Source organism: Brasilonema angustatum, from assembly GCF_059505445.1.
Genome location: NZ_JCACKO010000015.1, coordinates 20682 through 43764, shown reverse-complemented (window position 1 = coordinate 43764; position 23083 = coordinate 20682). Strand labels below are relative to the sequence as shown.

The following is a 23083-nucleotide window of genomic DNA, read 5'->3' as shown; positions in this document are numbered from 1 at the left end:
ATATAATTAAAGATTTTGTGTATGATTTGAAAAACGTAATTGGCTAGCACATTATCTAGTGAGCTATGCCAAAAATTAGCATGATTACGAAAAATAATTGAGGGGTGGCTTTTTCATGAGCATTACTCAACCTTTGACAAGGCGTAAGCGGATGTCTTACGCAGTTGCATTTATCGCTAGTGTGATTGCCGCTCTAGTTATTGGCTGTTTTGCAACCCCGAGTCCTGGCCAAACCTCTACACGTGACAAATTTCTTTGGCCATTTGCATCCACATCACCTTGGAATATGCCAATTGGTTCGAGTGCAAATTACATTCCCGCAAATATTGGAAAAGCGGGCTATGCTGCAGCAGACAAAGAATATTTGTTCAAACTCAAGGATAGTGATCCGTGGCGTCAAGTTTATGCTCCTGGTGCTTGGGGTGAAGGACGCTGTAAAGGCACCACATCTATGAACACCTGGCTGGCGATTCCAGACGACCTTATCGTTCCAGACGCCACGAGCAACCCATATAGCACCCCCAACAATCCATCAGCCTTTTTGATGCCTGATGGAAAAACTCTAATACAGCTTGAACCTCTTGCTCGCTGTAAAACAGGAGGCGACATCTACGGTTGGCGTTATCCAAATCTTGATATTTACGGTGATGGAATTGGCGGAGCACATTTTGGTTCTGGTCTTTCGTCGATTGGTGGTTCTATTCGCAAAGGTGAACTAACCAGCGATCAATCAATTCGTCATGCCTTAAAAGTTGTCATTTGGGGTAACAAATATCTCTACTACTCTAAGTCTAATCCTGGGTATCGCTGGCCTGCAGATAGAGCTGATGCCAATGCAGCCAACCAATACTACGGTAAAAACCCTTCCCTGGTACAGGGGACACTATTGGCAATTCCTGCATACGTAACCGAACAAAATCTCAACTTGGAAACACCTGCTGCTAAAAAGTTATTTCATGCCTTGCAAGATTATGGTGCTTACGTTGTTGACGACGCAGGCTGGGATGCTCACTACTTTGCAGTAGAAAATGGAGTCACACAAGAGTTTCGCAACACCTTTGGTTACGATTTCGAGGGATCTAATGGTTCATTTTATGAAGACTTTATGAAGCTATTTCAGGCACTTTACATTGTTGATAACAATAGCTCAAATAGCGTCGGTGGTGGTGGAACTCCGCGTGTAGCTCTTGCTCCACCTATTGGGAACTAATACGGAAATAAATTTAACACCGAAAAACTCAGTTTCACGAATCAAGCAAGTTTGTCCCAGACTGCATAATACTTTTTGAATGTCAAGTCCACTTGAACAGAGTGGTAATGCGTGCCTCCTCTGTTGGGAGGCACGCAATTCACTTATATGACCAAGACGCTTGGGTGTAGGAGTGTAGAGTGTAAGGGAGAAAATTTCTGTTGTGAAAGTGCATGCACTTTCACATTATTTGTGGTGATGTATGTGATTCAAATCAGAACCGCTATAATTAAGCCTGACTCAATATCACGCTAATTCGCCACATCAATCTTTAATCAGCGACAGCCTCGTTATAAATTATTAATATCCGTTTAATATCGGCGAACAACTGACTTACTCAGGCTTGGTTTCAAAAGCAAAAGTTTAAAAAGGTTAAAAGATGTTGACTTCTTCAGAAACACCTATTGTCGCCACTGTTGTGCTGGTCGCTTTCGGAATTTTAGGTTGGGGCTTTTATCGCGCCAGACCTTATGGCAAGCTGGGAATCTTAGCCTGGTTACAGTCGGTGGTATTGATGATTCCTTGGTTGCTGTTTTTTGGTTTGTTTGCAGCTGGAATTTACGTCAATATAGTAGGCATATTGTTCTTGTTAATCGTATCCGCCGGAGTGTACGTCTTTTTAGGAAGACAGTTGCGAGCAGCCGGACAAGATGCAATACTCAAGCAACGGGCAACGCAAAGGCTTGAAGCTGATGCCCAGCAGCAAGGTAGTCCTACAAATAATTCCAATCTTCCGGAAGGAACTGCACAGTTAAAACCCGAAGTCTTATCAATTCCTGAAGAAGACTTGAACATGATTAAAGGTATTTTCGGCCTTGATACCTTTTTTACCACAGAAACCATTGCTTACCAGGAAGGGGCTATCTTTAAAGGAAACCTGCGAGGAGAGCCAGAAGCGGTTCATAACACTCTAACTGCGAGTTTGCAAGAACGTTTAGGTGATAAATATCGTCTATTTTTAGTGGAAAATACAGATGGCAAACCTGTATTCATTGTGCTTCCCAGTCGCAATGACCCACGTCCGATGACATTACCGCAGAAAGTTTTTGCTGTTGTCTTGCTGGTAGCAACAATTGCTACAAGTTTGGAAACTGCAGGGCTACTCCTGAATTTTGATTTCTTTTCCAACCCAGAACGCTTCCGAGAGGTTATACCCATCGGTGCTGGAATTTTAACAGTTTTGATAGCTCACGAAATCGGTCATTGGTTACTCGCCCGTCGTCATCAGGTTCGCCTCAGTTTGCCTTACTTTCTTCCCGCTATACAAATTGGTTCTTTCGGTGCTATTACCCGTTTTGAATCTTTACTACCTAACCGCAAGGTACTATTCGATATTTCCTTAGCAGGACCGGCGGCTGGAGGAATTGTATCCTTATTAATGTTGGTGGCTGGATTGCTACTTTCTCACAAAGGTAGTCTATTTCAATTGCAAAATGAGTTTTTCTCTGGTTCAATTCTGGTGGGAACTTTGGCGCGAGTTATTCTTGGTTCGGCATTACAATCACCAATGGTCGATATACATCCACTTGTCGTCATTGGTTGGTTAGGGTTGGTCGTTACTGCTTTAAATTTAATGCCAGCAGGTCAACTAGATGGTGGTCGTATTGTCCAAGCGATTTATGGACGAAAAATTGCAGGACGAGCAACAGTAGCAACTCTAATTGTGCTGGTGTTAGTGTCTCTGGGTACTCCTTTAGCTTTGTACTGGGCAATTGTGATTGTGTTTTTACAACGAGATTTAGAACGTCCCAGCTTGAATGAAATTAGCGAACCCGATGATGCACGCGCTGCTTTGGGTCTTTTGGCTTTGTTTTTGATGGTTGCTACTCTGCTTCCACTCACTCCGGGTTTAGCTGGGCGTCTGGGAATTGGCGGTTAAACTTTCATTCTGGGAAAACTGTAGTGGTTAATACAAAACTTTTAATAGGGTGTAGGGGGTAGGGTGTAGGGTGTAGGGTCAATTGGATCGATCTAGCGCCTAACCAATTGTGTACACCGTAAAAGACGGTGGGGTCTTAACCTCGGCTCCTGGGTGTGGAACTTACGAAGCATGAAAGTTTTCCCCACACCCCACACCCCACACCCAGGAGCGAAGCGACGATAAAATACACTCCCAAAAGTTTTTCTTCAGTTTCATTGAACTATTTTCATTTTTGCCCAGTCTAAGATAATACAACAAGCGGATCCCTTGTTGCCCACCTAAACCTACAATAAATTTCGACTTTTGTTATGAAGATGAAAGCTTTGCTTTTGCCCGCAGCTATCATGGTCATGTTCGCTACCTCCCCGGTAATTTTTAGCCATGCTGCTGTTGCAGCTCCAGGCAGCCGTGCAGAGGCATGGCAAGCGAAGTTGAACCTGACTCCTGAGCAAAAGGCAAAAATGGAAGAAATTCACAAATCTAGTGAACAACAAATTGATGCGCTGCTCACTCCAGAGCAACGGACTCAAAAGGAGCAGGCTAGGCAACAACATAAAAGGGCGAACTTGAATCTGACTGCTGACCAAAAAGCGAAAATGAAAGAAATTAGGCAGACTGCCAAAACTCAGATGCAAGCCGTGCTGACTCCAGAACAGCAGCAACAATGGAAGCAAATGCGTCAACAAAAGCGCCAAAGCCAGTAAATTAAGGCAAAAATCTCTGCTCTGACGAACAATTAGCTCTTTTTTGAATTTTGAAGTAGGGGTGGGTTTTCAAACCCGCCCCTACTTTTTCTGCCCAGTTTTCTACTTGTTAAGGTTTCCAACCAGCCAGCAGATTTGGATAAGCAACTGATGTTGGGAAAATTTTCTGGAAACCAGCTTGACGTTGTTGTGGTGTTTCACCAGTCATATTCCATAGGCTTTCGTAGAAAAAGAATGAGACTCCAGCAAAGTTGCGTTCTCGTACTTTTTGTATTTGTGTTTGTATTTGTTGGATGGATATGGGTTTAGCTTTTAACCCAGTCATAATACCTATGCTTACTGGTATATGACTTTGTGCCGCTTTCACTTCTGGGCACTCAAGTTCTTTGACAAAGGCATTTAAGTCATCGCGGTATATTTGTATAACCAGTTCTTCAATAAGTCCGTTCCGTTCCCACGTTTGCCAATCTGCTAAAAAGGATTTGTAGGAAAAGTCCTGAGGATTAGGCGCTACCGAAACAAGACAATTTTTCTTAGTCGCTTTTATTGCCTGGAAGACCCGTTTCATGTAGTCAGTTATTTTATTAGCTCTCCACCGTACCCATTCAGCGTCTTGAAAATTTGTTGAAGGAGCTTGACCACGATGTTCTTTTTTGTACAATGCGACTGTGTAGGCGTCGTATCCCAATTCAGAAGGCAAGCCGAAATGGTCATCAAATTGAATACCATCAATGTCGTAGTTTTTAACGATTTCGACAACTAAATCTTGTATAAATTGTTGAACTTCAGGGTGAAAGGGATTAAGCCAAACCCGGTTCTCAGCACCTTCTTTCCAAATTTTACTACCGTCACGGCGGCTGGTCAGCCATTGCGGACGATTTTTGGCGAGTTGTGAGTCAGCAGGTGCCATAAAGCCAAACTCGAACCAGGGAATGACTGTTAGGTTTTTTTGATGCCCGACTGTGACAATTTCCTTGAGTATATCTCGACCTTGCAGTCCTGGGGCTGGATCAAGCGATCGCCCAGTAACTTTTTGTGCCACTTTGCTCGGGTACAGTGTCCAACCCCAGTTCCAAACAGTAGGATATACAGTGTTAAAGTTTAGGTTTTTCAGACTTTGTAAAGAGTTTTGCAGGCGATCGCGCGCAAAGAGCACATTACTATCTATATTCGTTAACCACACCCCCCGTAACTCAGATGTCTGCGGACGCAAAGGAGTATTTTGAGCATATAAAGGAAACGAAAGCAGAATTGCACCTACCATACTTAAACCTACCAAAAGTGCGAAAAATGACTGTTTCTTAATTGCCAGAGATTCCTGCGATAGAAGCTTGTTGCACCACTTCACCAATTTTTTCATCATCTACTTGTAAAAAAAATTAGATTTTGTATGAGAAAACTATCAACAGTGACTTAGAGCAATGGGCAGAAGTTGCTATAGTTGCTTGTACATAGCATGCCCGCTTAGGGATACTAGTAACATATATTGTTTTTCTTTTTTCAAGATTTATAGTTTCTGCCGTCTGGTCGATTATATGTGCTAACATATACTCGACATCGAAGCTCACAACCGAATAAGCACTGAACTCTTGCGCGTGAGCCTGCCCGAATTCCCATCAAGAGCCGAGTTGCTTTCTTGGGGAGGATGTCAATCAGTAATCCTTCTGAGTTTATCTCTCTCTAAATCACCCAATCAGGTCACTCAGTAGGGTGAGGTATTTTCACCTGACCTAAATCTAGTATAAAAACAAAGGAACAATAGACAATAATAGTAGCGTCTGTCTTCACATCTGCCTCGAAACAGAGGCGCTTTAATTATCCCAAATCCTTCTTATTATGAGGGATAATAAACTCATTTGTTCTGGATAGAGTTTCTAGTTATTAGTTTCTGTATGTTGACACATACTAATATCTATTGACTAATATACAAACGTTAAATTTATTATCTTCACTATACCGAACTTTATCTCACTTCTATGAAAAACACTCTCAAAAATTATAGTACTACGAAACAAGCACAATTTTTCACAGCGTTAGTTTTATCTGGGATTTTGTCTGTTGGTTGCAGTTTCTCACCTATAAAAAGTGCGACTGCTGCCCCGGCAAACTATTTTGCAGATACAGCAAACCAAGTCGTAAAAGAAAATATTAAAACAAATAACTTACCGCGTACAGTTGCTTCTGCGATATTACAAGATTTATCTAACCGAGAACCAACTGCGACTAAAAAACTAGAAATTATTGACTACACTCAACGGACTTGGCGTAACGGATGCATGGATTTACCGAATCCAGACGAACTTTGCACTCAAGCATTAGTTCCTGGTTGGCGAGTTGTCCTCTCGAATGGTAATCAAACATGGATTTATCATACCGATAGCAATGGGCGTTCTATTCGCTTAGCAAATCCGTATATTCTGACAAGTCTGCCACAAAACTTTCCAAATTATATAGAGGATGCTGTTTTGCAAGCCGCATCTCAACGCTTGAATTTACCAACGTCTGAGTTTACTATCATTCAAGCTCAACAGCGGACTTGGAACAATGGCTGTTTGAACTTACCAAGGTCAGATGAAGCTTGTACTCAGGCTTTAGAAAAGGGTTGGCGGGTCGTTGTCAAAGCAACTAATCAAACCTTGGTTTATCATACCAATGCAACAGGTTCCAAAATCAGGTTTAATAAAAAGGAAAGCAACTTCAGTGAAGGCAAGTTACCCGCAATAGTCAGAGATGCTGTGTTGCGTCGGGCAACTGAAGAGTCGGGTTTACCTGCAAGTTCGCTCTCGATTGTTGCATCTCAACCAACTCGATGGAATGGGTGCGAGCTTCAGAATAATGCTTATCCTTGTGACAACGCCATTTCTGGTTGGCAAGTTACAGTCGCTGCTGGGCTAAATCGTTGGGTGTTTTTCACTGATGAGCGCGGTTCTCGAATTCAACTTTCACAGCAGTATGGTGAAACACCTAATGTTAACTTACCCAAAGACATTGCTGAGAGAGTTTTGGTACGAGCCTCTAAGCGTTTAGGAGCACCCATTTCGCAAGTACGGATAGTTGAAGTGAAACAAAGACAATGGCCCGATAGTTGTTTGGGTCTAGCAGATCCGTCAACTCCATGCGCTGCAGTTATAGTACCAGGTTGGCAGGTCACTGTCAGTGATGGACAACAACGCTTGGTTTATCGTGTTGGCGAATCAGGTGGTGTTTTTCTGGATGAAAAGGCTAGCTCAGTTGCTGATGATAATAGATCGCTCAAGCCAATTTCTATCCCCAGAAGTGAGTTACCACAACCTTTAGATAGCAGTGTCATTTTTCGACAAATCTCCAGTGGTGGCTTTGCTGGCAGAACATACGAAACTGTTTTGCTCGACGACGGACGTCTGATTCGTGTTCGGATGGGTGATACAAATGATTCTGAGCGTAGCATTCGCCGCATTCCTCTAGAACAAGTAAAAAGGTTTCAGCAATTGCTTGAACGGCAAAGCGATGAATTCCAAAACCTAAATTATCCAGCACCCAACGGCGCTGCTGATTACATCACATACACTCTGACTAGCCGCGATGGTACGGTTAAATACAACGACATTTCTCAAAATAGCCTATCCAAAGATTTACGGCTCATAGTCAACGCTTGGAACCGAATAAGCAGTCGCTATCAGTAAAGGATAGAAAATTGGAGACAGGGAATAGGAAAAACTTATAACCTCTAAACTGTTCTCGTCTCCTACTAGTAGCGCGTCTAGTCTATTTTGTTGGGTAGAAGTTAATCGGCGCACTTTGTCTGTTTTCCTTCTCCCTTGCGCCCCTGCAGCCTCAACCCAACATTTTGGTGTGGACGCGCTACTAGTCTGCCAATCTAAGGAAAGCTGGGTAGTCTCTGTTATTGATCAGGACTGACGCAACTGGCGCAAACGCTTAACGCCCTGTACCAGTTGCGTCAGTCTTGCCAATACACATGTACTAACATGGAGCGATTCCTAGCCCCTAAGAGGGGCGCTACGCAAACGGAGAGCTAGCGCCGATAGCGGAAGCGTGCCGTTAGGCATAGGGCGCGCTGAGTCCCAAGGGGACACGCTACGCGTTAGCCCTTGGCGTGCGCTTGCGCTTACGCAAACGCTTAACGCCTGTGCCAGTTGCCTAAGTCCTGTATAGGATTTCTACATACCCTTCTGTTCCATGCACGCGAATTCGTTGCCCATCTTTTATCAGTTTGGTAGCATTATCCACTCCGACAACTGCTGGTAAGCCATATTCACGTGCGATAACTGCTCCATGGGTCATCAGTCCACCAACTTCGGTGACTAGACCTTTTATAGATACAAATAATGGTGTCCAGCTAGGGTCAGTAAAGGAGGTGACTAATATATCTCCATCTTCTAGATCAGCATCTTCCATGTTTAAGATGACACGTGCTCGTCCCTCAATAACTCCAGAAGAAACAGGTAGACCTACAATAGCTTCGGCTGGGAGATTCTCTCGTTTGTACTTACCTGCAATGATTTCACCGTCAGAGGTGATAATACGTGGCGGAGTTAGTTTTTCATAGATTTTGTACTCGTTTTTTCGATTGCTAATGATCGGATAATCCAATTTATTGGTGCGTACAACCTCGCGAAGTTCTTCAAAAGTGAGATAGTATATATCTTCTTTTTCATGAATAACGTTGGCTTGTACGAGTTGTTCGGCTTCTTTCAGTAAAGCCTGCTTATAAACGAAGTAGCGATTGACTATGCCGTATTTTGGATATTCACGATAACCGATTAAATTCCGGATTAGGTCGATCATTCGTTTTGTTTCTTTGGCTTTTTGTTCACCATCTGGTAATTGCTTCAATCGCTCTAATAACTCTTGTTCTTTTTTCAAAGCTTCCTGTCGTCCTTGCTCAAATTTGCGATTGCTTTCACCCTGCTCAAAGTTTTTGATATTACTGAGAATGAGGGAGACAAGCGTAGTTGGTTCTTCGCTCCAACGAGGTCTTGTAATATCGATTTCCCCGGCACATCGCATTCCGTATTTGTTTAGATAAGCATAGATAGCATTCCTGGCTTCCTGTCCACCCTCAAACTTAATCAGTTCATCCAGAAAGTTATCATCTTTTACCTGTTGTAAATACTCAATCACATCTGGGTAAGGACGAATCACATCCGCGACATCCAATAGCGCCAGACCCATTTCTGAAGTGATATTGTTGGGTGCAGATTGAGAAAGCGTGTCTGCTACGTTTTTTTCACCTAACCATTCCATCATTTTTTCATTGAGCCAGAATGAAGCATTCATCGCCGTCATAAACACACCAAAACTTTGCGAATCAGATGAACTCTTTTTTAATTGCTGTATGTCTTCCAGGATAAAAGCAAACAACTCCAATCCTGATTTCGTTTGGATGGTTTGTTTTAACGCTTCGATCGAGGTTTGACTCTGTTGAATCAAATCAGCAACAACCGCCGGATCGTAGTCGTTTAGGGTTTGAAAATCCGCAGGTGATCGACCTTGACTGCTTTTGCCGGGACTCTGATCATCAGGCAACGATTTTATAAAATCTCCCCGCTCTATGATGGTTGTAAGTGCATCTTTCATGAGCGGATCAGATTTTCCCAATGTGACGTTTAATACAGTTTCTCTGCTGACTGGTGAAGCCAACGTCGCTGTAATATCAACAAACAACCTTCCTCCGGCTATACGCATGGGCGCATACGTTGTTAACAGGAAAAAAGACAGTCCTAATGGCTTCATGGCATCGGTCATCATTTGGTTATGACCGACAGAAACATAGACGTGATTCTCCTGATCATTCGCTTCAGGGATAGGGTATAAAGTGGTGATGGGTCGGCTCTGAACGATATAGAATATATCGTCAACTAAACACCATTCGATGTCCTGGGGGTGGCCGAAATGTGCTTCGATCTTTCTGCCCATGCCCTCCAGCTGCAAGATCTGCTCATCCGTCAGCGCTTGGCTATTCTGCCGCTCAGGCTCAATCTCCTGTTTTTTCGTACCACCATCTTTTAAAGCATAAATAGCCAGCTTCTTGGTGGATATCTTCTTATCGATAACCTTGCCGTTGCACACTTTATAGATATCAGCATTCACCAGTCCGGAGACCAGGGCCTCACCAAGTCCGAAACTGGCATCAATGGATAACACCTTCCTATTAGAAGTGACGGGATCGGCAGTAAACAAAATTCCTGCCACCTGCGGGAAGACCATCTTCTGAACAACCACAGACAGGTAGACTTTACGGTGGTCGAAGCCGTTTTGAAGGCGGTAAGTTACTGCCCTCTCGGTAAATAGCGATGCCCAACACTTGCTGATATGCTGATAGATTGCCTTCTTTCCGATAATGTTCAGATACGTATCTTGCTGGCCTGCAAAGGAGGCTGTCGGTAAATCCTCCGCAGTTGCGCTGGATCGTACTGCATAGGCATTTTTTTCTCCATGTCTGGAGAGAAGGCGGGTGATCTCTTCATTAATGTCTTCAGGGATGGCTATCCCTTCGATGACCCTGCGAATCTCACCGCTAAGTTCACCGATTTTATCCCGGTCTTCCACCAATAGATGCGATAACTGATCAAGTAATTCATTAATCGACGACGTTTCCCCAATGATTCTTTTAAAGGCTTCAGTAGAAATACAAAAGCCATCTGGTACGCATATTCCTTCAATCCTGGAAAGTTCCCCCAGGTTCGCGCCTTTACCCCCAACAACCATGATTTTTGTTTTGTCAATGTCCGGAAAACCAAGCACATAGGAACTCATATATTTACCTCCTTTGGTAATTCCTTCTTTGATAATTTTGATGACGCATTGTCCCCGAAAAAATCGGGCAGGCTAGTTCCTAAGAGGATGTCTGATACCATTTCTCTGTAAACTTGCACTTAATACTTACTCTTTCATTCTTGGCGTCCTTGGCGTCTTGGCGGTTCGTTTAATAAATATTAAGTGCATCTATGGCTACGCCACGCAAGCTATCATGGAGAATTGGTATTAAAAGAAAGTGATTGTAAAACTACGTTTTCTTCAAACTTTCCAATTTACAAATAGCGCATAAATAAAAGCGATAACTTCAGAAATGACTGTTCGCACACCTTCGCTAGAAACCCACCATTTCTTTGGATCGTAATCTGATGGATTCGCAGCAATCACACCTACTTTGATGGGAGCAAGGACTTGTTTGTATATCAACCAGCTTCTACGAGCATGGGCGTCATTCGTAAACAGATTAACTGATTCTAACTGGTCATTTGAATTTAACAGCCATTGACGAAATGCCACAGCAGATGCATGAGTACGATCCTTAATAACGTGAGGTGTAGGAACAACGACTAGTTTTTCTTTTGGGACGCCCAGTTTTTTGAGAGTGGCTGCGGCAATTTCTGCATAATTGTTGTATTCAGCTAGATAAAACCCTCTTTCCACCTGAATTCCTGTTGTAAAAATTTGCCGATAGGAATTGTTGGAAAATTCGCGAAACGCTTGTTGAAGTGCTTCATCTGTTACCCATCCTTCCACTACTAGTGCATCTGCTTTGATGGGAGAAGTGACTGCCAGAAATGAATGTATGTGAGTGATCGTGAAAATAAAAAAAAGAACGGCAGTTGCAAACACACTCACCCATCCTTGAAGGGTAAGCGTCCACGTTTGTCGCCGTTTTAGTAAACGAATTTGAGGGAATTTTTGTTTTTTGTAAGGAACTTTTGCAGGCATTACACCTTATCTGAACGATTTGCTTTCAGATATTCAAACACAGATTTATCTCCAATATCCGGAGGAATTGCTTGTATTGCCTTGCGTATGGCAAACACCAAAAACAAAATTGCCCACAGTCCGAGTATGACCTTTTCTGCCTGTATTGGCAAAATACCAAACATATGTCCCAGCAACAGCAATGGAATCATGGGTGTCAGTATCTTGGTTTCAAAACGATTAAAGCAAAATGCTTCTTTGAAGTAAATCCCTGTTAAGGCTGCAAAGATAAAGCCTACTCCTAGCAAGGTGAGTGGTTGAGTGTAAATGGTTATAGCTAAAGGTTCACTGCTAGATAATGCCAGTATGACTGCAGTGACACTGCCAATAACCCAAAAAACTTGTAAAACTCGGTGCAGAAATGCCATGTATATGTGAATCGTTAGTAAACTAATACCAAGACCAACACTGAAACAGGCATACAAAAGGGTTAGTAGTTTAAAATCTGGGTTATTGTTTAGCAAAACCAAAGCGCTGCCTATGGCAAAACTCACCGCAGCTACCATTAACCCAGCGCGGTAGATGATTACGCCTGTGCGATCGCCCTCAGTTATCGTAAATTCGCCAAACTGACCTTGATAAATTTCTGGTGCAGATACTGTTTGTTGAATCATAGCAGTTTTAGATTTAGGATTTGAATGAGTTGGTCGTGATAACCAAAAATTTTTTACCTACAATTTCTATGATAAGAATCTTTTCTGGTGTGTTATCTTGGCTGAGGTTTGAGAAATTTTCATCTGACGCTCGCTCCTGGGCTGACAAAAAACCGCTAGCTTTCAAAAGCTACTTCTACTGTATCTCCAAACTTGAGGTGCAACTGTGATTGTGCGTTATCGCTATTGATGGCAATTTCTACCCAGCCGTGACTTTCAACCAGTGCAATCGCATCCCCAACTTTGACATCACTATAAGTTTCACATCCTCTGATCGTTAACCCAGCTGCTTTGACATACCAGGTTTTGGCTTGGATGTAACTCTCTGGAATGTTGGTGACTAAGTTACCGAAGTGGTCAATATATTGAATCGAACCTACAATACCAGTTTCTGTTAAAATACATTCTGCTATGTCCAGTTGTACCAAAGCTGCGGAATCAATGAGATTCCCCAGTTCTGTCAAGGGGACTCCGCAGGCAAGGTGTGCAGCAACTGGTGCAAAGATATCCCTCCCGTGAAAAGTCCTGGAGGGTTGAGCAGTTCTCCAGTAATCAGGGTTTGTTAATTCTACAACTGCGATTGCCCTGAGTGAGTCTCCCTGCTGGAGCATCGCCGGACTTTGACTCAATAATCCGCTAAAGATACCATTATCTGGTCCGACTAGATACCCATTGGCAAATTCTACTGCGATCGCTCGTCGCCTTCCTCCTACACCCGGATCGACGACTGCTAAATGCACTGTGCCATCCGGAAAGTAAGGGTAAGCATTCATCAGGCAAAACCTAGCCGCTGCAATATTTTGCGGCGGTATTTGGTGCGTCAAGTCTATCACTCTCAGTTCTGGGTTGATTTGGGAAATAACTCCCTTCATGACGCCAACATAAATATCGCGATCGCCAAAATCGCTGAGCATAGTGATCATGAGATGAGGATGCATCTGGATGCAATATATTTCTGGTTGATTAATATATATTAAATTTCTTTTGTCTGTAACATAAGCTACGAAAATCGTGTTATGTTAGGAAAAAGTGATATTTATAGAAACACAGTAGGTAAATGATTAAATGATTAAGAACAGAGTGGAAGTCGTAAAAAAGGCACGGAAAGCACATCAACTGAATATCATCAGAAGCTTACAACATCGCTTAGAAGTCGCTAGAGCCAAAGGCGACGACAGTTTGGTTCGCCAATTGGAAGCTGAAATGAGGTACTTTAGCTAAGTCAAGATTTTATTGTTCTAGTTCATAGTTTTGTTGTGTGCAGCCCGCTTCGGCGGGTTTTTATGTTTTCTTACGGTTCTCAATTGTTTGTGATCGCTCTTGGTTGGAGAGTCATAAGTCAGGAGTTGGCTATGGATTCTCTAAATAAGAGGGAAAGGTATTGGCTAGAATCGCAGCTTGAGTGCGATCGCGCAAATTCAAGCGAGTCAAAATATGCGAGATATGGTTTCTGACTGTCCCTTCTGAGAGGAAGAGTTCCTGAGCAATTTCTCGATTACTAGAACCTGCTGCAATCATTTGTAAGACTTGCTTTTCCCTAGGTGTGAGTTCTGCTAATCCTGGTGGGAGTTCTTGAGAGTCTGCTGGTGGGTCTGTTAAGGGGGTATTAGCAATGATTTTTTCTATAATGCCGGGACCAAACTGAGTGTGACCTTTATGGATGCTGCGGACAGCTTCTGCCAGTTCCTCCAAAGGCGTATCTTTCAACAAATAGCCCTTTGCTCCAAAGTGTAGAGCTTGCGACACATACTTGGTATCATCAAAGGTGGTGAGTACTAAAATTTTGATGCCCGGAAACTGTTGGCACAGTTGTTGAGTAGCGGTGACACCATCCATCACTGGCATGCGAATATCCATCAGAATAATATCCGGCGGCTGAGATCTCAAATGCAGTGATTTAACCAGGTCAATAGCTTGTTGACCGTTACTTGCCTCTCCAACCACTTGCAAGTCGGGTTTTATTTCTAGTAAAGTTTTCAAACCCCGTCGTACAACTTCTTGATCTTCGACTAGCAGAACCTGAATCATGCTGTCACCCTGGGGAATTTAGCTGTAATTCTACAACCATTTCCAAGCTCGCTGGTAACTTCCAGTTGTCCGCCCACTGCCAGCACTCGTTCGCGCATTCCCTGTAGTCCAAAACCTGTCTGGTGTCCATTCATAGAGAAGCCCTTGCCGTTATCTTGCAGTGTGAGGGACAATTCAGTAGGTGTAGTTTGAATCTGCAACTGCACCGCCGTTGCTTTCGCATGTTTAGAGATATTGGTCAAACCTTCCTGTACGATACGATACACAACTGTATTCACAGAGTTAGAGAAGGGCAGCGAGAAATCAGTATGACATTTGGGTGCAATTCCTGTAGTGTTGTGAAATTCTTGGGCGAGGGAGGCGATCGCCTTCTCCAACAACTGACCTTGTAAGGGATCGGCTCGCATATCCGCAACTGATTCGCGAACATTATTCAATGCCTGTGATCCTAATTGTTTGGCTTCAACTAAAAACTCATAAGCCTTCTGGGGAGCATCTTTCCAAAGGTTAAGCGCCGTTTCCATTTGAATGTTCAGCGCCACTAGGGAGTGTCCCAAGGAATCATGAATGTCACGAGCGATGCGACTGCGTTCTTCTAATGCGGTCATTTCTTCAATACGTTGATTGAGTTGTCGCTCCTGATCCAGTGCCTGACGCAGATCTGCTTCTGCCTGCTGCAAGCGTTCATTTTGCGTTTGTAACATTCTTTGCATCTGCCGTAACGAGAGTTGTGTCTCTATGCGAGCGAAGACTTCCTCTTCTTGAAACGGTTTGGTGATGTAATCGATACCTCCAACTGAAAAGGCTTTGACTTTATCCAAAACCTCATTCAGCGCACTGATGAAGATCACGGGAATGTCCTGGGTCAGTGGATTGGCTTTTAGATGTTGACACACGACGTAGCCATTCATACCAGGCATACTAATATCCAATAAAATCAGATCTGGTGGCTGTGCTTGCGCTCCCATCAGGGCAACTGAACCACTCATCACTGCCCGCACGTCATAGCCGCGCTCGGTCAACATCACGGACAACAACCGCAGGTTGTCCGGCTTGTCATCAACAATGAGGATGTCTCCTTTAGATTGACCGGAATTCATGCTGGAGTATAAAGTGTTGCTTATTGCAATCCTACATCATTTTAACATCCTCCCACCACTGACCAGAGTACAGGTTCAGCCGGGGATTGGTATAAGCTAAACTTTTTTGTCCCACAAGTGCATAATTCAATTTTGTTTGCTTCTATTAAAAATGGAGAAAGGTTTTAAACTAAACTTCTGTTTCATCCATCGATAAATGCGTATCATATGTTTTGATTCTTATCAAAAATCAACCCATATAGGACTCGTATTTGATTTTTGACGAAGCTAGGTACACTTTTATTGCTTCTTAAGCGTTCCCTGTTCCCTGTTCCCTGTCTTTACGAGTAATTCACCAAATCAAACCGGATTCCTATAGTACTTAATGAGAGAAAGCAAATGTATCAGAAACCTAGCATGAAATTCTCATTTATTAACCGACAAATCTTGCGAAGGTTATATCTGGTTGCATTAGTTATTCTGGCAACATTAATTGCAATTTGGTGCGAGCAAGTCCAAACTCCCAAATCGGTCACCGTAACGAGCCTAACTCAGCCAGAAAAAGTTCTAGTGGATGAGCCAATTCAACCCATTCCACTGAAAATTGCTCTGAATCAAAGCAAAGTTGGATTGGGTGAAAAACTGTTTCGCGAGCCGCGCCTCTCTGCGGATAATCGCGTTTCCTGTCTCAGTTGCCATCATCTCAACACAGGGGGAGCAGATGAGGTGGCTTTCTCCATTGGGGTGAATCGTACAGTCGGTAACGTTAATACACCGACTGTTTACAATGCAGCATTTAATCCCAGCTTGAACTGGAATGGTAAATTTAAAACGCTAGAAGCCCTTACAGAAGTAGCGATACAAAATCCAACGGATATGGGAATCGACTGGCAAGTTTTGATACCAAAACTGCAACAGACTCCAGAGTATATGCAGGCATTTACTCAAAACTACGCCGACGGAGTGACAAAGGCAAACGTTAACGATGCGATCGCCACCTACTTGCGCTCACTTTATACTCCAAATTCGCGCTTTGACCAGTACTTACGCGGTAATCAAAAAGCAATTACTGAGGAAGAAAAAGAAGGTTATCGATTATTCAAAGCTTACGGCTGCGTCAGCTGTCATCAAGGGATGAATCTGGGAGGTAATTTGTACGAAAAATTTGGTCTGATGGGCGATTACTTTCGCGAGCGCGGCAATGTCAAATACGCTGATTTAGGACGCTACAATGTCACCCAGAATGAGGCAGATAAGTTTGTCTTTCGAGTGCCCAGCCTCCGTAATGTTGCACTCACTTATCCCTACTTTCACGATGGTTCTGTTAAAACATTAGAGGAGGCGATTAAGGTGATGACGAAATATCAATTGGGGCGATCGCTCTCTCAAAAAGACATTGAGTCAATTGCTCTGTTCCTTGGTACGCTGACGGGAGAACACCCAGCATTAAATCAAAAATAGAAAAATTTTTCAACTTGTCTCATCTTAATAGGACTTACGCATTATCCTCACCAAAATCCTTCGCGCCGCGTGTCTTCTGGACATAGATTTTGTTGACACTCCCACACCTAGAAGATGTGGGAGTGTCAATGGTGGGCTTCTGCCTTAAATTATTGTGAGGTTTGAATGGGTGCTTTATTGCCGCCCTCGTGTACTTCTTTATTACTTCAGTTCAGCAGCACGTTTTTTAACTGTATCTAAACTAACATTAACTGCTTGAGCCACACGGGTTCCGTATTCTGGATTGGCATTGTAGAAGAAAGCAGTAATTTGAGTACGGATGTTTGCATCTTTCACCGCTCCCAAATCGTTCTTCAGATTAGCAATCAAATTATCCTGCATTTGCTTATCGAAGGAGCGATAGAGTTCTCCTGCTTGCTGAAAATTGAGAGTTTTCTGAATTTTTTGCTGTTGAGTTTTACCAGCAATCGGTAGCTGAGAATAACGATAGTTACTGTCTTGTTGTAAAGCTGTCGGTTGCTGGCTTGGCTCGTAGTTCACGTCAGATTTGGTATTACCGTAGTTGGCAGAACCATCTTGGTTTTCATTATTGATCTGAACGCGGGGTTTATTGATAGGTAGTTCCATGTTGTTGACACCAAGACGATGCCTTTGGGTATCAGCGTAGGAAAAGATTCTTCCTTGTAAAAGCCGATCTTCAGAAGCTTCAATACCAGGAACAAGGTTACTGGGTGCGAAAGCCGATTGCTCAGTTTCTTGGAAGAAGTTCTCTGGCATCCGGTTCAACGTCATTGTACCTACTTTACGCAGGGAAACTAGATTAGTAGGCCAAATTTTAGTTGCATCTAAAGGGTTGAATTCAAACTTGTCCAAATCTTGAGGATTGAGAGTCTGTATGTACAAATCCCAAGCAGGATAGTTACCACGCTGAATGTTTTCATAAAGATCACTAGTGTGGACGTTAAAATCTTTCCCTTGCATTTCCTGCGCTTGCATAGCTGTATAGTTATGCATTCCTTGCTTAGTTTTCCAAGTAAACTTGACGTACTTGTACTCACCTTTGCTATTAATAAACTTGTAAGCATGGACGCTGGAACCATCCATTTCTCGGTAGCTGGCAGGTGTACCCATATCTGAGAACAGGTAAGTCAGCATATTGGTACTTTCTGGTACGTGAGAGAAGAAATCAAAAAAACGATTGGGATCTTGCTTATTCGTAATAGGGGAAGGCTTTAGGGAGTGCACCATATCAGGAAACTTCATGGCATCTCTGATGAAGAACACCGGTAAGTTGTTGCCGACTAAATCCCAGTTTCCTTTGTCTGTGTAAAACTTAGTCGAAAATCCACGTGGATCGCGAAGGGTTTCTGGTGAACCTTGAGGGTGAATTACTGAAGAAAAGCGTACAAATACAGGTGTTTTTTTACCAGCTTTTTGGAAAGGGGCAGCCATTGTTATGTTTGAGAGATCGGCATCGCTGATAAATTCACCATGGGCTCCAGTACCACGAGCGTGAACAACTCTTTCAGGAATACGTTCGCGATCAAAACGAGCTAGCTTTTCAATTAAATGAACATCTTGGAGTAATACTGGACCATTTGGTCCAGCAGTCAGGGAATTTTGATTATCTCCGACTGCAGCGCCGTTATCCAAAGTTAAAGGAGTTTTGGCACTAGCATGATTATTAGTAATTACAAGTACCAATACTAATGCTAAAGCCATTACTACTGGAAGGTAAAGATTTTTTTTGAGAAGATTAAAGCGCGGAATTTTCATTCTTTGAAACCTAACTTTTTTGAGTTATAGACCAGCTGAATTTGACTCAAACTCGAAGGATTTTCGAGTTTAAGTTAATTGAGCAGTCTATAGTTGTGACCACTGCAATATGGATGAACGAAAATGCTGCAAATATCCTTAAAGTAATTACACACATTAGCTGCAAGCGCTAATTTTTCGATCACAAATTCAACCCAAAACTATTAACTACGCAATGCAAGGCAGTTAATAGACTGAAATCAGTTTTTGATGCGATACACCTTCAGGTGTCTCTTGCTTTGCGCAATCGCCCGCAAGGATTCGGCTCCCAGAGGGAGCATCGCTAATCAAAATGACTATGTATTTCGGCTGAGTTTGAGTATCGGTGTTACATAAGGAGCATGTTTGCGAATTCAGTTGTGTTTTTTTGATATGAACTCAGAATAATTCTGAGTTAGGAATAAGTCAAGCATCAAAATTGTTAAAATTTTTGTATGTTATAGCTTTCAATTAACCGCTTGAAAATGGTAAGCTGAACCTATGGTCAAAATACTGACTGCAACTAATGTGATTCAACGCCTCCACTCTAAAGGACTGAAGGTAACGCCTCAACGTGCTGCTGTTTACGCCAATTTGCTGGGTCGAACCGATCACCCAACCGTCGAAGAAATTTTGAGTGATTTAAACTCCGATCTCCCTGTTTCCTCTAAAGCAACGGTTTACACTGCTTTAACTGCGCTTAGAGAAGTAGGGTTAGTGCGCGAGGTGCTGCTTGAAGAAGGGGTGACTCGGTATGATGCTAATGTAGATCTGCACCATCATTTTCGCTGTCGTGCTTGTGGACTAATAAATGATTTGGCCTGGGAAATGTTCAACGCTCCGCAGTTGCAGCAGTTAAATGATAGGTTTAAGGTAGAAAGTTACGAAGTAACTTTGCGTGGATTGTGTCAGTCCTGTGCTGTACAAGAAAAATAAACTTGGAAACTAAAACATAAACATTATCAAAGACTGCTCGCTAACCAACGCCGTTGTACAGTAAAATTAACTCAAAAAATGTAAACGGTAAAAACTCACACTTAGTTGCCGGGACAAAAACGAGTGAAATTTCTTGGTGTGATTGAGAGTATAAAAGCTATCTGACCAAAGCAGATGGCACACTACTAAAGACCGACTATAGGCAAAGTTGCTGGCTTTTGTGCATGGTATTGACAATACAAATGAGATACTTCACTTTCAGTCAGAGTGGGTGTAATTTAAACTGTATTAAGGCTCAGACTAGGTGGAATTTTCAGTTGAGTAATACCTCCAATGAGAACGAACCGGATGGGGGTATTGTGTATGGTGAAATGAAACTGGACACAAAAAAGTACAGGTAACTTATTTCTGCGCGACTGCTTAAGTCATGACAAATGTCATGGTTTGGACATGACATTTATTAGATGCGGGCAACCATTCCTTGCCGATAAATTAAGATTATCGAACAGAGGGAAACCTCATCAGCTAATCCTGGTTAAAATTGTTGTTTGCAGACTGTTGCAAACAATCTTGACTGAAAATCCACTTCATACGCCGTTGAAAGCATTTTATAGTTGTAGCTCGCTACAATTATTGCAAACACTCCAGAATCGACAATCAATGAGTGAATGATGGAATCGCTACGTCTGCGTCTTGGTAAATTCATTGGGGCTGTAAGTGCTTATCTACTACCAACAGGGGTAGTACTGCTGTTTTTATTTTTCTGGATCGAGTCGCGATCTGTTAAGTTGGAACAACATCTGCGTTATATTAACGATTTGGGTAAAATTCAAGAACTCGATGCCCGCATAAATCAAAACGTCTTAGAGACGAGGTTAAAACTGCTGCTCAACTATGACTCAATTGTAAACAAATTAACAGAACTAAGACGAATTCAGGCAGACTTACAGCAAATTCCCTCATTTATTAACTCAGATGGACAGCAAAAAATTAATCAGGCAATTAAAACTTATCTCCAAGTTTATCGGGACAAAGAAAAAGAAATTGATCTGTTTAAGTCTCAGAAGGCAGTTGTTGATAATTCGCTGACATATTTTCCAATCGCCATTGCTGAATTGAAAAAAAATCAGACAATGAATCCTGTCTTGGCAGATCATCTCAACACATTGTTAAGAGATATTCTGCTATTTAACCTCTCCAATAACCAAGAGTTACAACGAAAAATTCAGCAAGAAATCCAACAAATTCGCACTGATGTGGGCTCAACAAATCAGCGCAAAAATGTAGAACAGGCGATGCTCCAGCAGGGAGCCACCCAAAGGGTGATCGCTCACGCCCAGATTCTCCTGGAGCGTCACCCACAGATTAATCGTTTAGTCGATAACATATCGCATTTGCCAACGCCTGATCGTGCCGAAGACATTGCCCAAGCTTACTACAGCGCATATCAACAAGCACTTGATACAGCGAGCCTGTATCGACTGGGACTGTATTTACTATCCACGGTAATAATAATCTGGATTGCTGTCTCGATTATTTACAAGCTCCGCCAGAGTGCGATCGCATTACAGCAAAGTGAATCTAAATTGCGGACGATTTTCGAGAACTCGCAGGTAGGCATTTTTCGAGTTCGCCAAAAGGATAGTTTAGTTATAGATACGAATCAGCGGCTGGTAAGCATGTTGGGATACGACTCTGCTAGAGAGATAATTGGATACAAATGCATCTCTGACTTGTATGCACATCCCAATCAACAGCAGGAAATCGTCAAAATTCTGCAAACTCACGGCGAAGTTCATAATTTTGAACTCCAGCTTGAAAGACGCGATGGAACATTTTTCTGGGGACTATTTTCTGCTCGATTGAATGTTACAGAACATTGTGTGGAAGGAGTGATCACTGATATTAGCGATCGCAAACGAACAGAAGCCGCCCTTGAGCAAGCAAAAGAAGCAGCAGTTGTGGCAAACCGTGCCAAAAGCCAGTTTCTTTCTCACATGAGCCACGAGTTACGCACTCCACTTAGTGTGATTCTGGGATTTACTCAACTACTAAGCCGCAGTTCTTCCCTCGATCCCAAACAGCAGGAATATCTCGATACAATTAGCCGTAGCGGGGAACACTTGCTCAACTTGATCAATGATGTTCTGGAAATGTCAAAGATTGAAGCGAACAAAATTACCCTCAACGACCAGGATTTTAACTTGTATGATCTATTGGATGGGCTGCAACAAATGTTCCAATTTAAAGCTACATCCAAAGGGCTGCAATTTATTGTTGAGCGTTCGCCCGATCTTCCTCAATATATCCGTGCCGATGAAAGCAAATTGCGTCAGGTTTTGTTTAATCTAGTTGGAAATGCAGTCAAATTTACACAAGCTGGAAGCGTAACGCTACGAGTAAAACTAGAAACTAGAGACTGCGGACTAGGGATTAGGAAAGAAATTTCTCAATCTCCAATACCCAATACGCAATCTCTAATTTTTGAAGTCGAAGACACCGGATCTGGGATTGCTTCTGAAGAACTTGATCAGCTCTTTGAGCCGTTTGTGCAAACAGAAACTGGTCGCAAATCTCAACAGGGAACGGGATTAGGTTTGTCAATTAGTCGCAAATTTGTGCAGTTGATGGGTGGAAACATTACTGTTGAAAGTGAGTTGGGCAAAGGTAGTTGCTTTCGATTCAATATCCAAGCCCAAAGTATCGAAGCTGATGTGATACCCCTGAGTGCAACTTCTCAACAAGTTATTAGAGTCGCTGCTGGACAACCCACCTACCGGATTATGGTTGTTGAAGATAAACCAAGCAACCGGCAGCTTTTAGTCGAATTACTTAAACCTGTTGGATTTGAAGTGCGAGAGGCAGAAAATGGAATTGAGGCGATCGCACTCACTCAGCGCTGGTTCCCACACCTGATCTGGATGGATTTGCAGATGCCCGTAATGGATGGCTACGAAGCCACCAAGCAAATTAAGTCATCCGAGTCAGCCCCGATTATCATTGCATTAACTGGCAATGCCTTTGAACAGGAGCAGCAAGTAGCTCTTGAGGCTGGATGTGATGACTTTGTCCGCAAGCCCTATCGAGCAGAAGTCATCTTTGAAAAAATGACACAATACCTCGGTGTTAGCTATGTTTACGCAGAACAGGAACGCACACCACAGGAGAATGAAAATTCACCTTCTTCTCTTATCCTTAGTCCTTCATCCTTAGAAGTGATGCCTTCTGTGTGGATCAAACAAATGCATCAAGCCGCAACTTGTGTTAATGCAAAGTTGCTTCATCAGTTGATTGATCAAATTCCTGGATCGCATGCTCCTATTGCCAATGCCCTGACTCACTTAATCGATAACTTCCAGTTTGAAGACCTTATTGCTTTAACTCAGCAAAAAAGTCCATAGCAATAACGAAATCTTGGTAGAAGACATCATGTTTTGTGCTGCTCTTTTATGAAAAACAAAGAAAGATTTGTGTTGAGATGCAAAGCACCAGGCACAGCAGCGTCCTTGTCTAAT

The 23083-nt window shown here is 42.7% G+C and carries 16 protein-coding genes; 8 read left to right on the top strand and 8 right to left on the bottom strand.

The features are described 5' to 3' along the window. Positions 1–115: 115 nt before the first annotated feature. The 3 genes from AC5JM2_RS04000 (at position 116) to AC5JM2_RS03990 (ending at position 3874) form a co-directional block, all read left to right on the top strand. Complete coding sequence (locus tag AC5JM2_RS04000; RefSeq protein ID WP_495833620.1) at positions 116–1210, top strand: hypothetical protein; 1095 nt, start codon at positions 116–118, stop codon at positions 1208–1210. A gap of 418 nt (positions 1211–1628) precedes the next feature. Further along, the gene (locus tag AC5JM2_RS03995) at positions 1629–3128 is read left to right on the top strand and encodes a site-2 protease family protein (protein ID WP_495833619.1); all 1500 of its coding nucleotides are present in this window, start codon (positions 1629–1631) and stop codon (positions 3126–3128) included. A 350-nt stretch (positions 3129–3478) separates the two neighbouring features. Further along, positions 3479–3874 (top strand): DUF4890 domain-containing protein, encoded by a 396-nt coding sequence (locus tag AC5JM2_RS03990; protein ID WP_495833618.1) that lies wholly within the window; start codon positions 3479–3481, stop codon positions 3872–3874. Between the two features lie 109 nt (positions 3875–3983). Here AC5JM2_RS03990 and AC5JM2_RS03985 read toward each other — a convergent pair whose 3' ends face one another. Then, complete coding sequence (locus AC5JM2_RS03985; RefSeq protein WP_495833644.1) at positions 3984–5234, bottom strand: glycoside hydrolase family 10-like protein; 1251 nt, start codon at positions 5232–5234, stop codon at positions 3984–3986. Between the two features lie 616 nt (positions 5235–5850). Between AC5JM2_RS03985 and AC5JM2_RS03980 the strand changes: the two genes are divergently transcribed. Continuing rightward, on the top strand, positions 5851–7536 hold the full coding sequence (locus tag AC5JM2_RS03980) for a DUF8738 domain-containing protein (protein ID WP_495833617.1): 1686 nt from the start codon (positions 5851–5853) through the stop codon (positions 7534–7536). Between the two features lie 475 nt (positions 7537–8011). On the opposite strand, the gene ppsA is transcribed toward AC5JM2_RS03980, so the two are convergent. The 4 genes from ppsA to AC5JM2_RS03960 form a co-directional block, all read right to left on the bottom strand. Next, a complete protein-coding gene (ppsA, locus tag AC5JM2_RS03975) occupies positions 8012–10630 on the bottom strand; it encodes a phosphoenolpyruvate synthase (RefSeq protein ID WP_495833616.1) in 2619 nt (872 codons plus the stop codon). Between the two features lie 261 nt (positions 10631–10891). Next, positions 10892–11578, bottom strand: a complete 687-nt coding sequence (locus tag AC5JM2_RS03970) for a YdcF family protein (RefSeq protein WP_495833615.1) — start codon at positions 11576–11578, stop codon at positions 10892–10894. Further along, positions 11578–12231, bottom strand: a complete 654-nt coding sequence (locus AC5JM2_RS03965; RefSeq protein ID WP_495833614.1) for a DUF2301 domain-containing membrane protein — start codon at positions 12229–12231, stop codon at positions 11578–11580. Before AC5JM2_RS03965 ends, AC5JM2_RS03970 begins: the two co-directional genes overlap by 1 nt. Positions 12232–12386: 155 nt before the next feature. After that, positions 12387–13193, bottom strand: a complete 807-nt coding sequence (locus tag AC5JM2_RS03960) for an SAM hydrolase/SAM-dependent halogenase family protein (protein WP_495833613.1) — start codon at positions 13191–13193, stop codon at positions 12387–12389. A 142-nt stretch (positions 13194–13335) separates the two neighbouring features. Between AC5JM2_RS03960 and pirA the strand changes: the two genes are divergently transcribed. After that, positions 13336–13491, top strand: a complete 156-nt coding sequence (gene pirA, locus AC5JM2_RS03955) for an arginine synthesis PII-interacting regulator PirA (protein ID WP_495833612.1) — start codon at positions 13336–13338, stop codon at positions 13489–13491. A gap of 129 nt (positions 13492–13620) precedes the next feature. Here the strand turns inward: pirA and AC5JM2_RS03950 are convergent, their stop codons facing one another. Next, positions 13621–14298 (bottom strand): response regulator transcription factor, encoded by a 678-nt coding sequence (locus tag AC5JM2_RS03950; protein ID WP_495833611.1) that lies wholly within the window; start codon positions 14296–14298, stop codon positions 13621–13623. After that, complete coding sequence (locus tag AC5JM2_RS03945) at positions 14295–15398, bottom strand: ATP-binding response regulator (protein ID WP_495833610.1); 1104 nt, start codon at positions 15396–15398, stop codon at positions 14295–14297. The genes AC5JM2_RS03950 and AC5JM2_RS03945 overlap by 4 nt, the downstream gene beginning before the upstream one ends. 378 nt (positions 15399–15776) lie before the next feature. On the opposite strand from AC5JM2_RS03945, the gene AC5JM2_RS03940 reads away from it, so the two are divergent. Further along, entirely contained in the window at positions 15777–16838 is a 1062-nt protein-coding gene (locus AC5JM2_RS03940) for a cytochrome-c peroxidase (protein WP_495833609.1), read from the top strand. 201 nt (positions 16839–17039) lie between these two features. Here AC5JM2_RS03940 and AC5JM2_RS03935 read toward each other — a convergent pair whose 3' ends face one another. Next, positions 17040–18614 carry a catalase gene (locus AC5JM2_RS03935; RefSeq protein ID WP_495833608.1) on the bottom strand — a complete coding sequence of 525 codons (1575 nt, stop codon included), beginning with the start codon at positions 18612–18614 and terminating at the stop codon, positions 17040–17042. A 519-nt stretch (positions 18615–19133) separates the two neighbouring features. On the opposite strand from AC5JM2_RS03935, the gene AC5JM2_RS03930 reads away from it, so the two are divergent. Both AC5JM2_RS03930 and AC5JM2_RS03925 read left to right on the top strand, forming a co-directional pair. After that, positions 19134–19568 carry a Fur family transcriptional regulator gene (locus AC5JM2_RS03930; RefSeq protein WP_495833607.1) on the top strand — a complete coding sequence of 145 codons (435 nt, stop codon included), beginning with the start codon at positions 19134–19136 and terminating at the stop codon, positions 19566–19568. Between the two features lie 668 nt (positions 19569–20236). Then, positions 20237–22969: a DAHL domain-containing protein gene (locus AC5JM2_RS03925; protein WP_495833606.1), complete on the top strand. Its 2733-nt coding sequence runs from the start codon at positions 20237–20239 to the stop codon at positions 22967–22969. Positions 22970–23083: the final 114 nt, after the last annotated feature.

Bases quoted from the DNA above. Each gene is read 5' to 3' on its own strand.
- AC5JM2_RS04000 (WP_495833620.1), top strand. From the start codon at position 116: ATGAGCATTACTCAACCTTTGACAAGGCGTAAGCGGATGTCTTACGCA.
- AC5JM2_RS03995 (WP_495833619.1), top strand. From the start codon at position 1,629: ATGTTGACTTCTTCAGAAACACCTATTGTCGCCACTGTTGTGCTGGTC.
- AC5JM2_RS03990 (WP_495833618.1), top strand. From the start codon at position 3,479: ATGAAGATGAAAGCTTTGCTTTTGCCCGCAGCTATCATGGTCATGTTC.
- AC5JM2_RS03985 (WP_495833644.1), bottom strand. From the start codon at position 5,234: ATGAAAAAATTGGTGAAGTGGTGCAACAAGCTTCTATCGCAGGAATCT.
- AC5JM2_RS03980 (WP_495833617.1), top strand. From the start codon at position 5,851: ATGAAAAACACTCTCAAAAATTATAGTACTACGAAACAAGCACAATTT.
- ppsA (WP_495833616.1), bottom strand. From the start codon at position 10,630: ATGAGTTCCTATGTGCTTGGTTTTCCGGACATTGACAAAACAAAAATC.
- AC5JM2_RS03970 (WP_495833615.1), bottom strand. From the start codon at position 11,578: ATGCCTGCAAAAGTTCCTTACAAAAAACAAAAATTCCCTCAAATTCGT.
- AC5JM2_RS03965 (WP_495833614.1), bottom strand. From the start codon at position 12,231: ATGATTCAACAAACAGTATCTGCACCAGAAATTTATCAAGGTCAGTTT.
- AC5JM2_RS03960 (WP_495833613.1), bottom strand. From the start codon at position 13,193: ATGATCACTATGCTCAGCGATTTTGGCGATCGCGATATTTATGTTGGC.
- pirA (WP_495833612.1), top strand. From the start codon at position 13,336: ATGATTAAGAACAGAGTGGAAGTCGTAAAAAAGGCACGGAAAGCACAT.
- AC5JM2_RS03950 (WP_495833611.1), bottom strand. From the start codon at position 14,298: ATGATTCAGGTTCTGCTAGTCGAAGATCAAGAAGTTGTACGACGGGGT.
- AC5JM2_RS03945 (WP_495833610.1), bottom strand. From the start codon at position 15,398: ATGAATTCCGGTCAATCTAAAGGAGACATCCTCATTGTTGATGACAAG.
- AC5JM2_RS03940 (WP_495833609.1), top strand. From the start codon at position 15,777: ATGTATCAGAAACCTAGCATGAAATTCTCATTTATTAACCGACAAATC.
- AC5JM2_RS03935 (WP_495833608.1), bottom strand. From the start codon at position 18,614: ATGAAAATTCCGCGCTTTAATCTTCTCAAAAAAAATCTTTACCTTCCA.
- AC5JM2_RS03930 (WP_495833607.1), top strand. From the start codon at position 19,134: ATGGTCAAAATACTGACTGCAACTAATGTGATTCAACGCCTCCACTCT.
- AC5JM2_RS03925 (WP_495833606.1), top strand. From the start codon at position 20,237: ATGATGGAATCGCTACGTCTGCGTCTTGGTAAATTCATTGGGGCTGTA.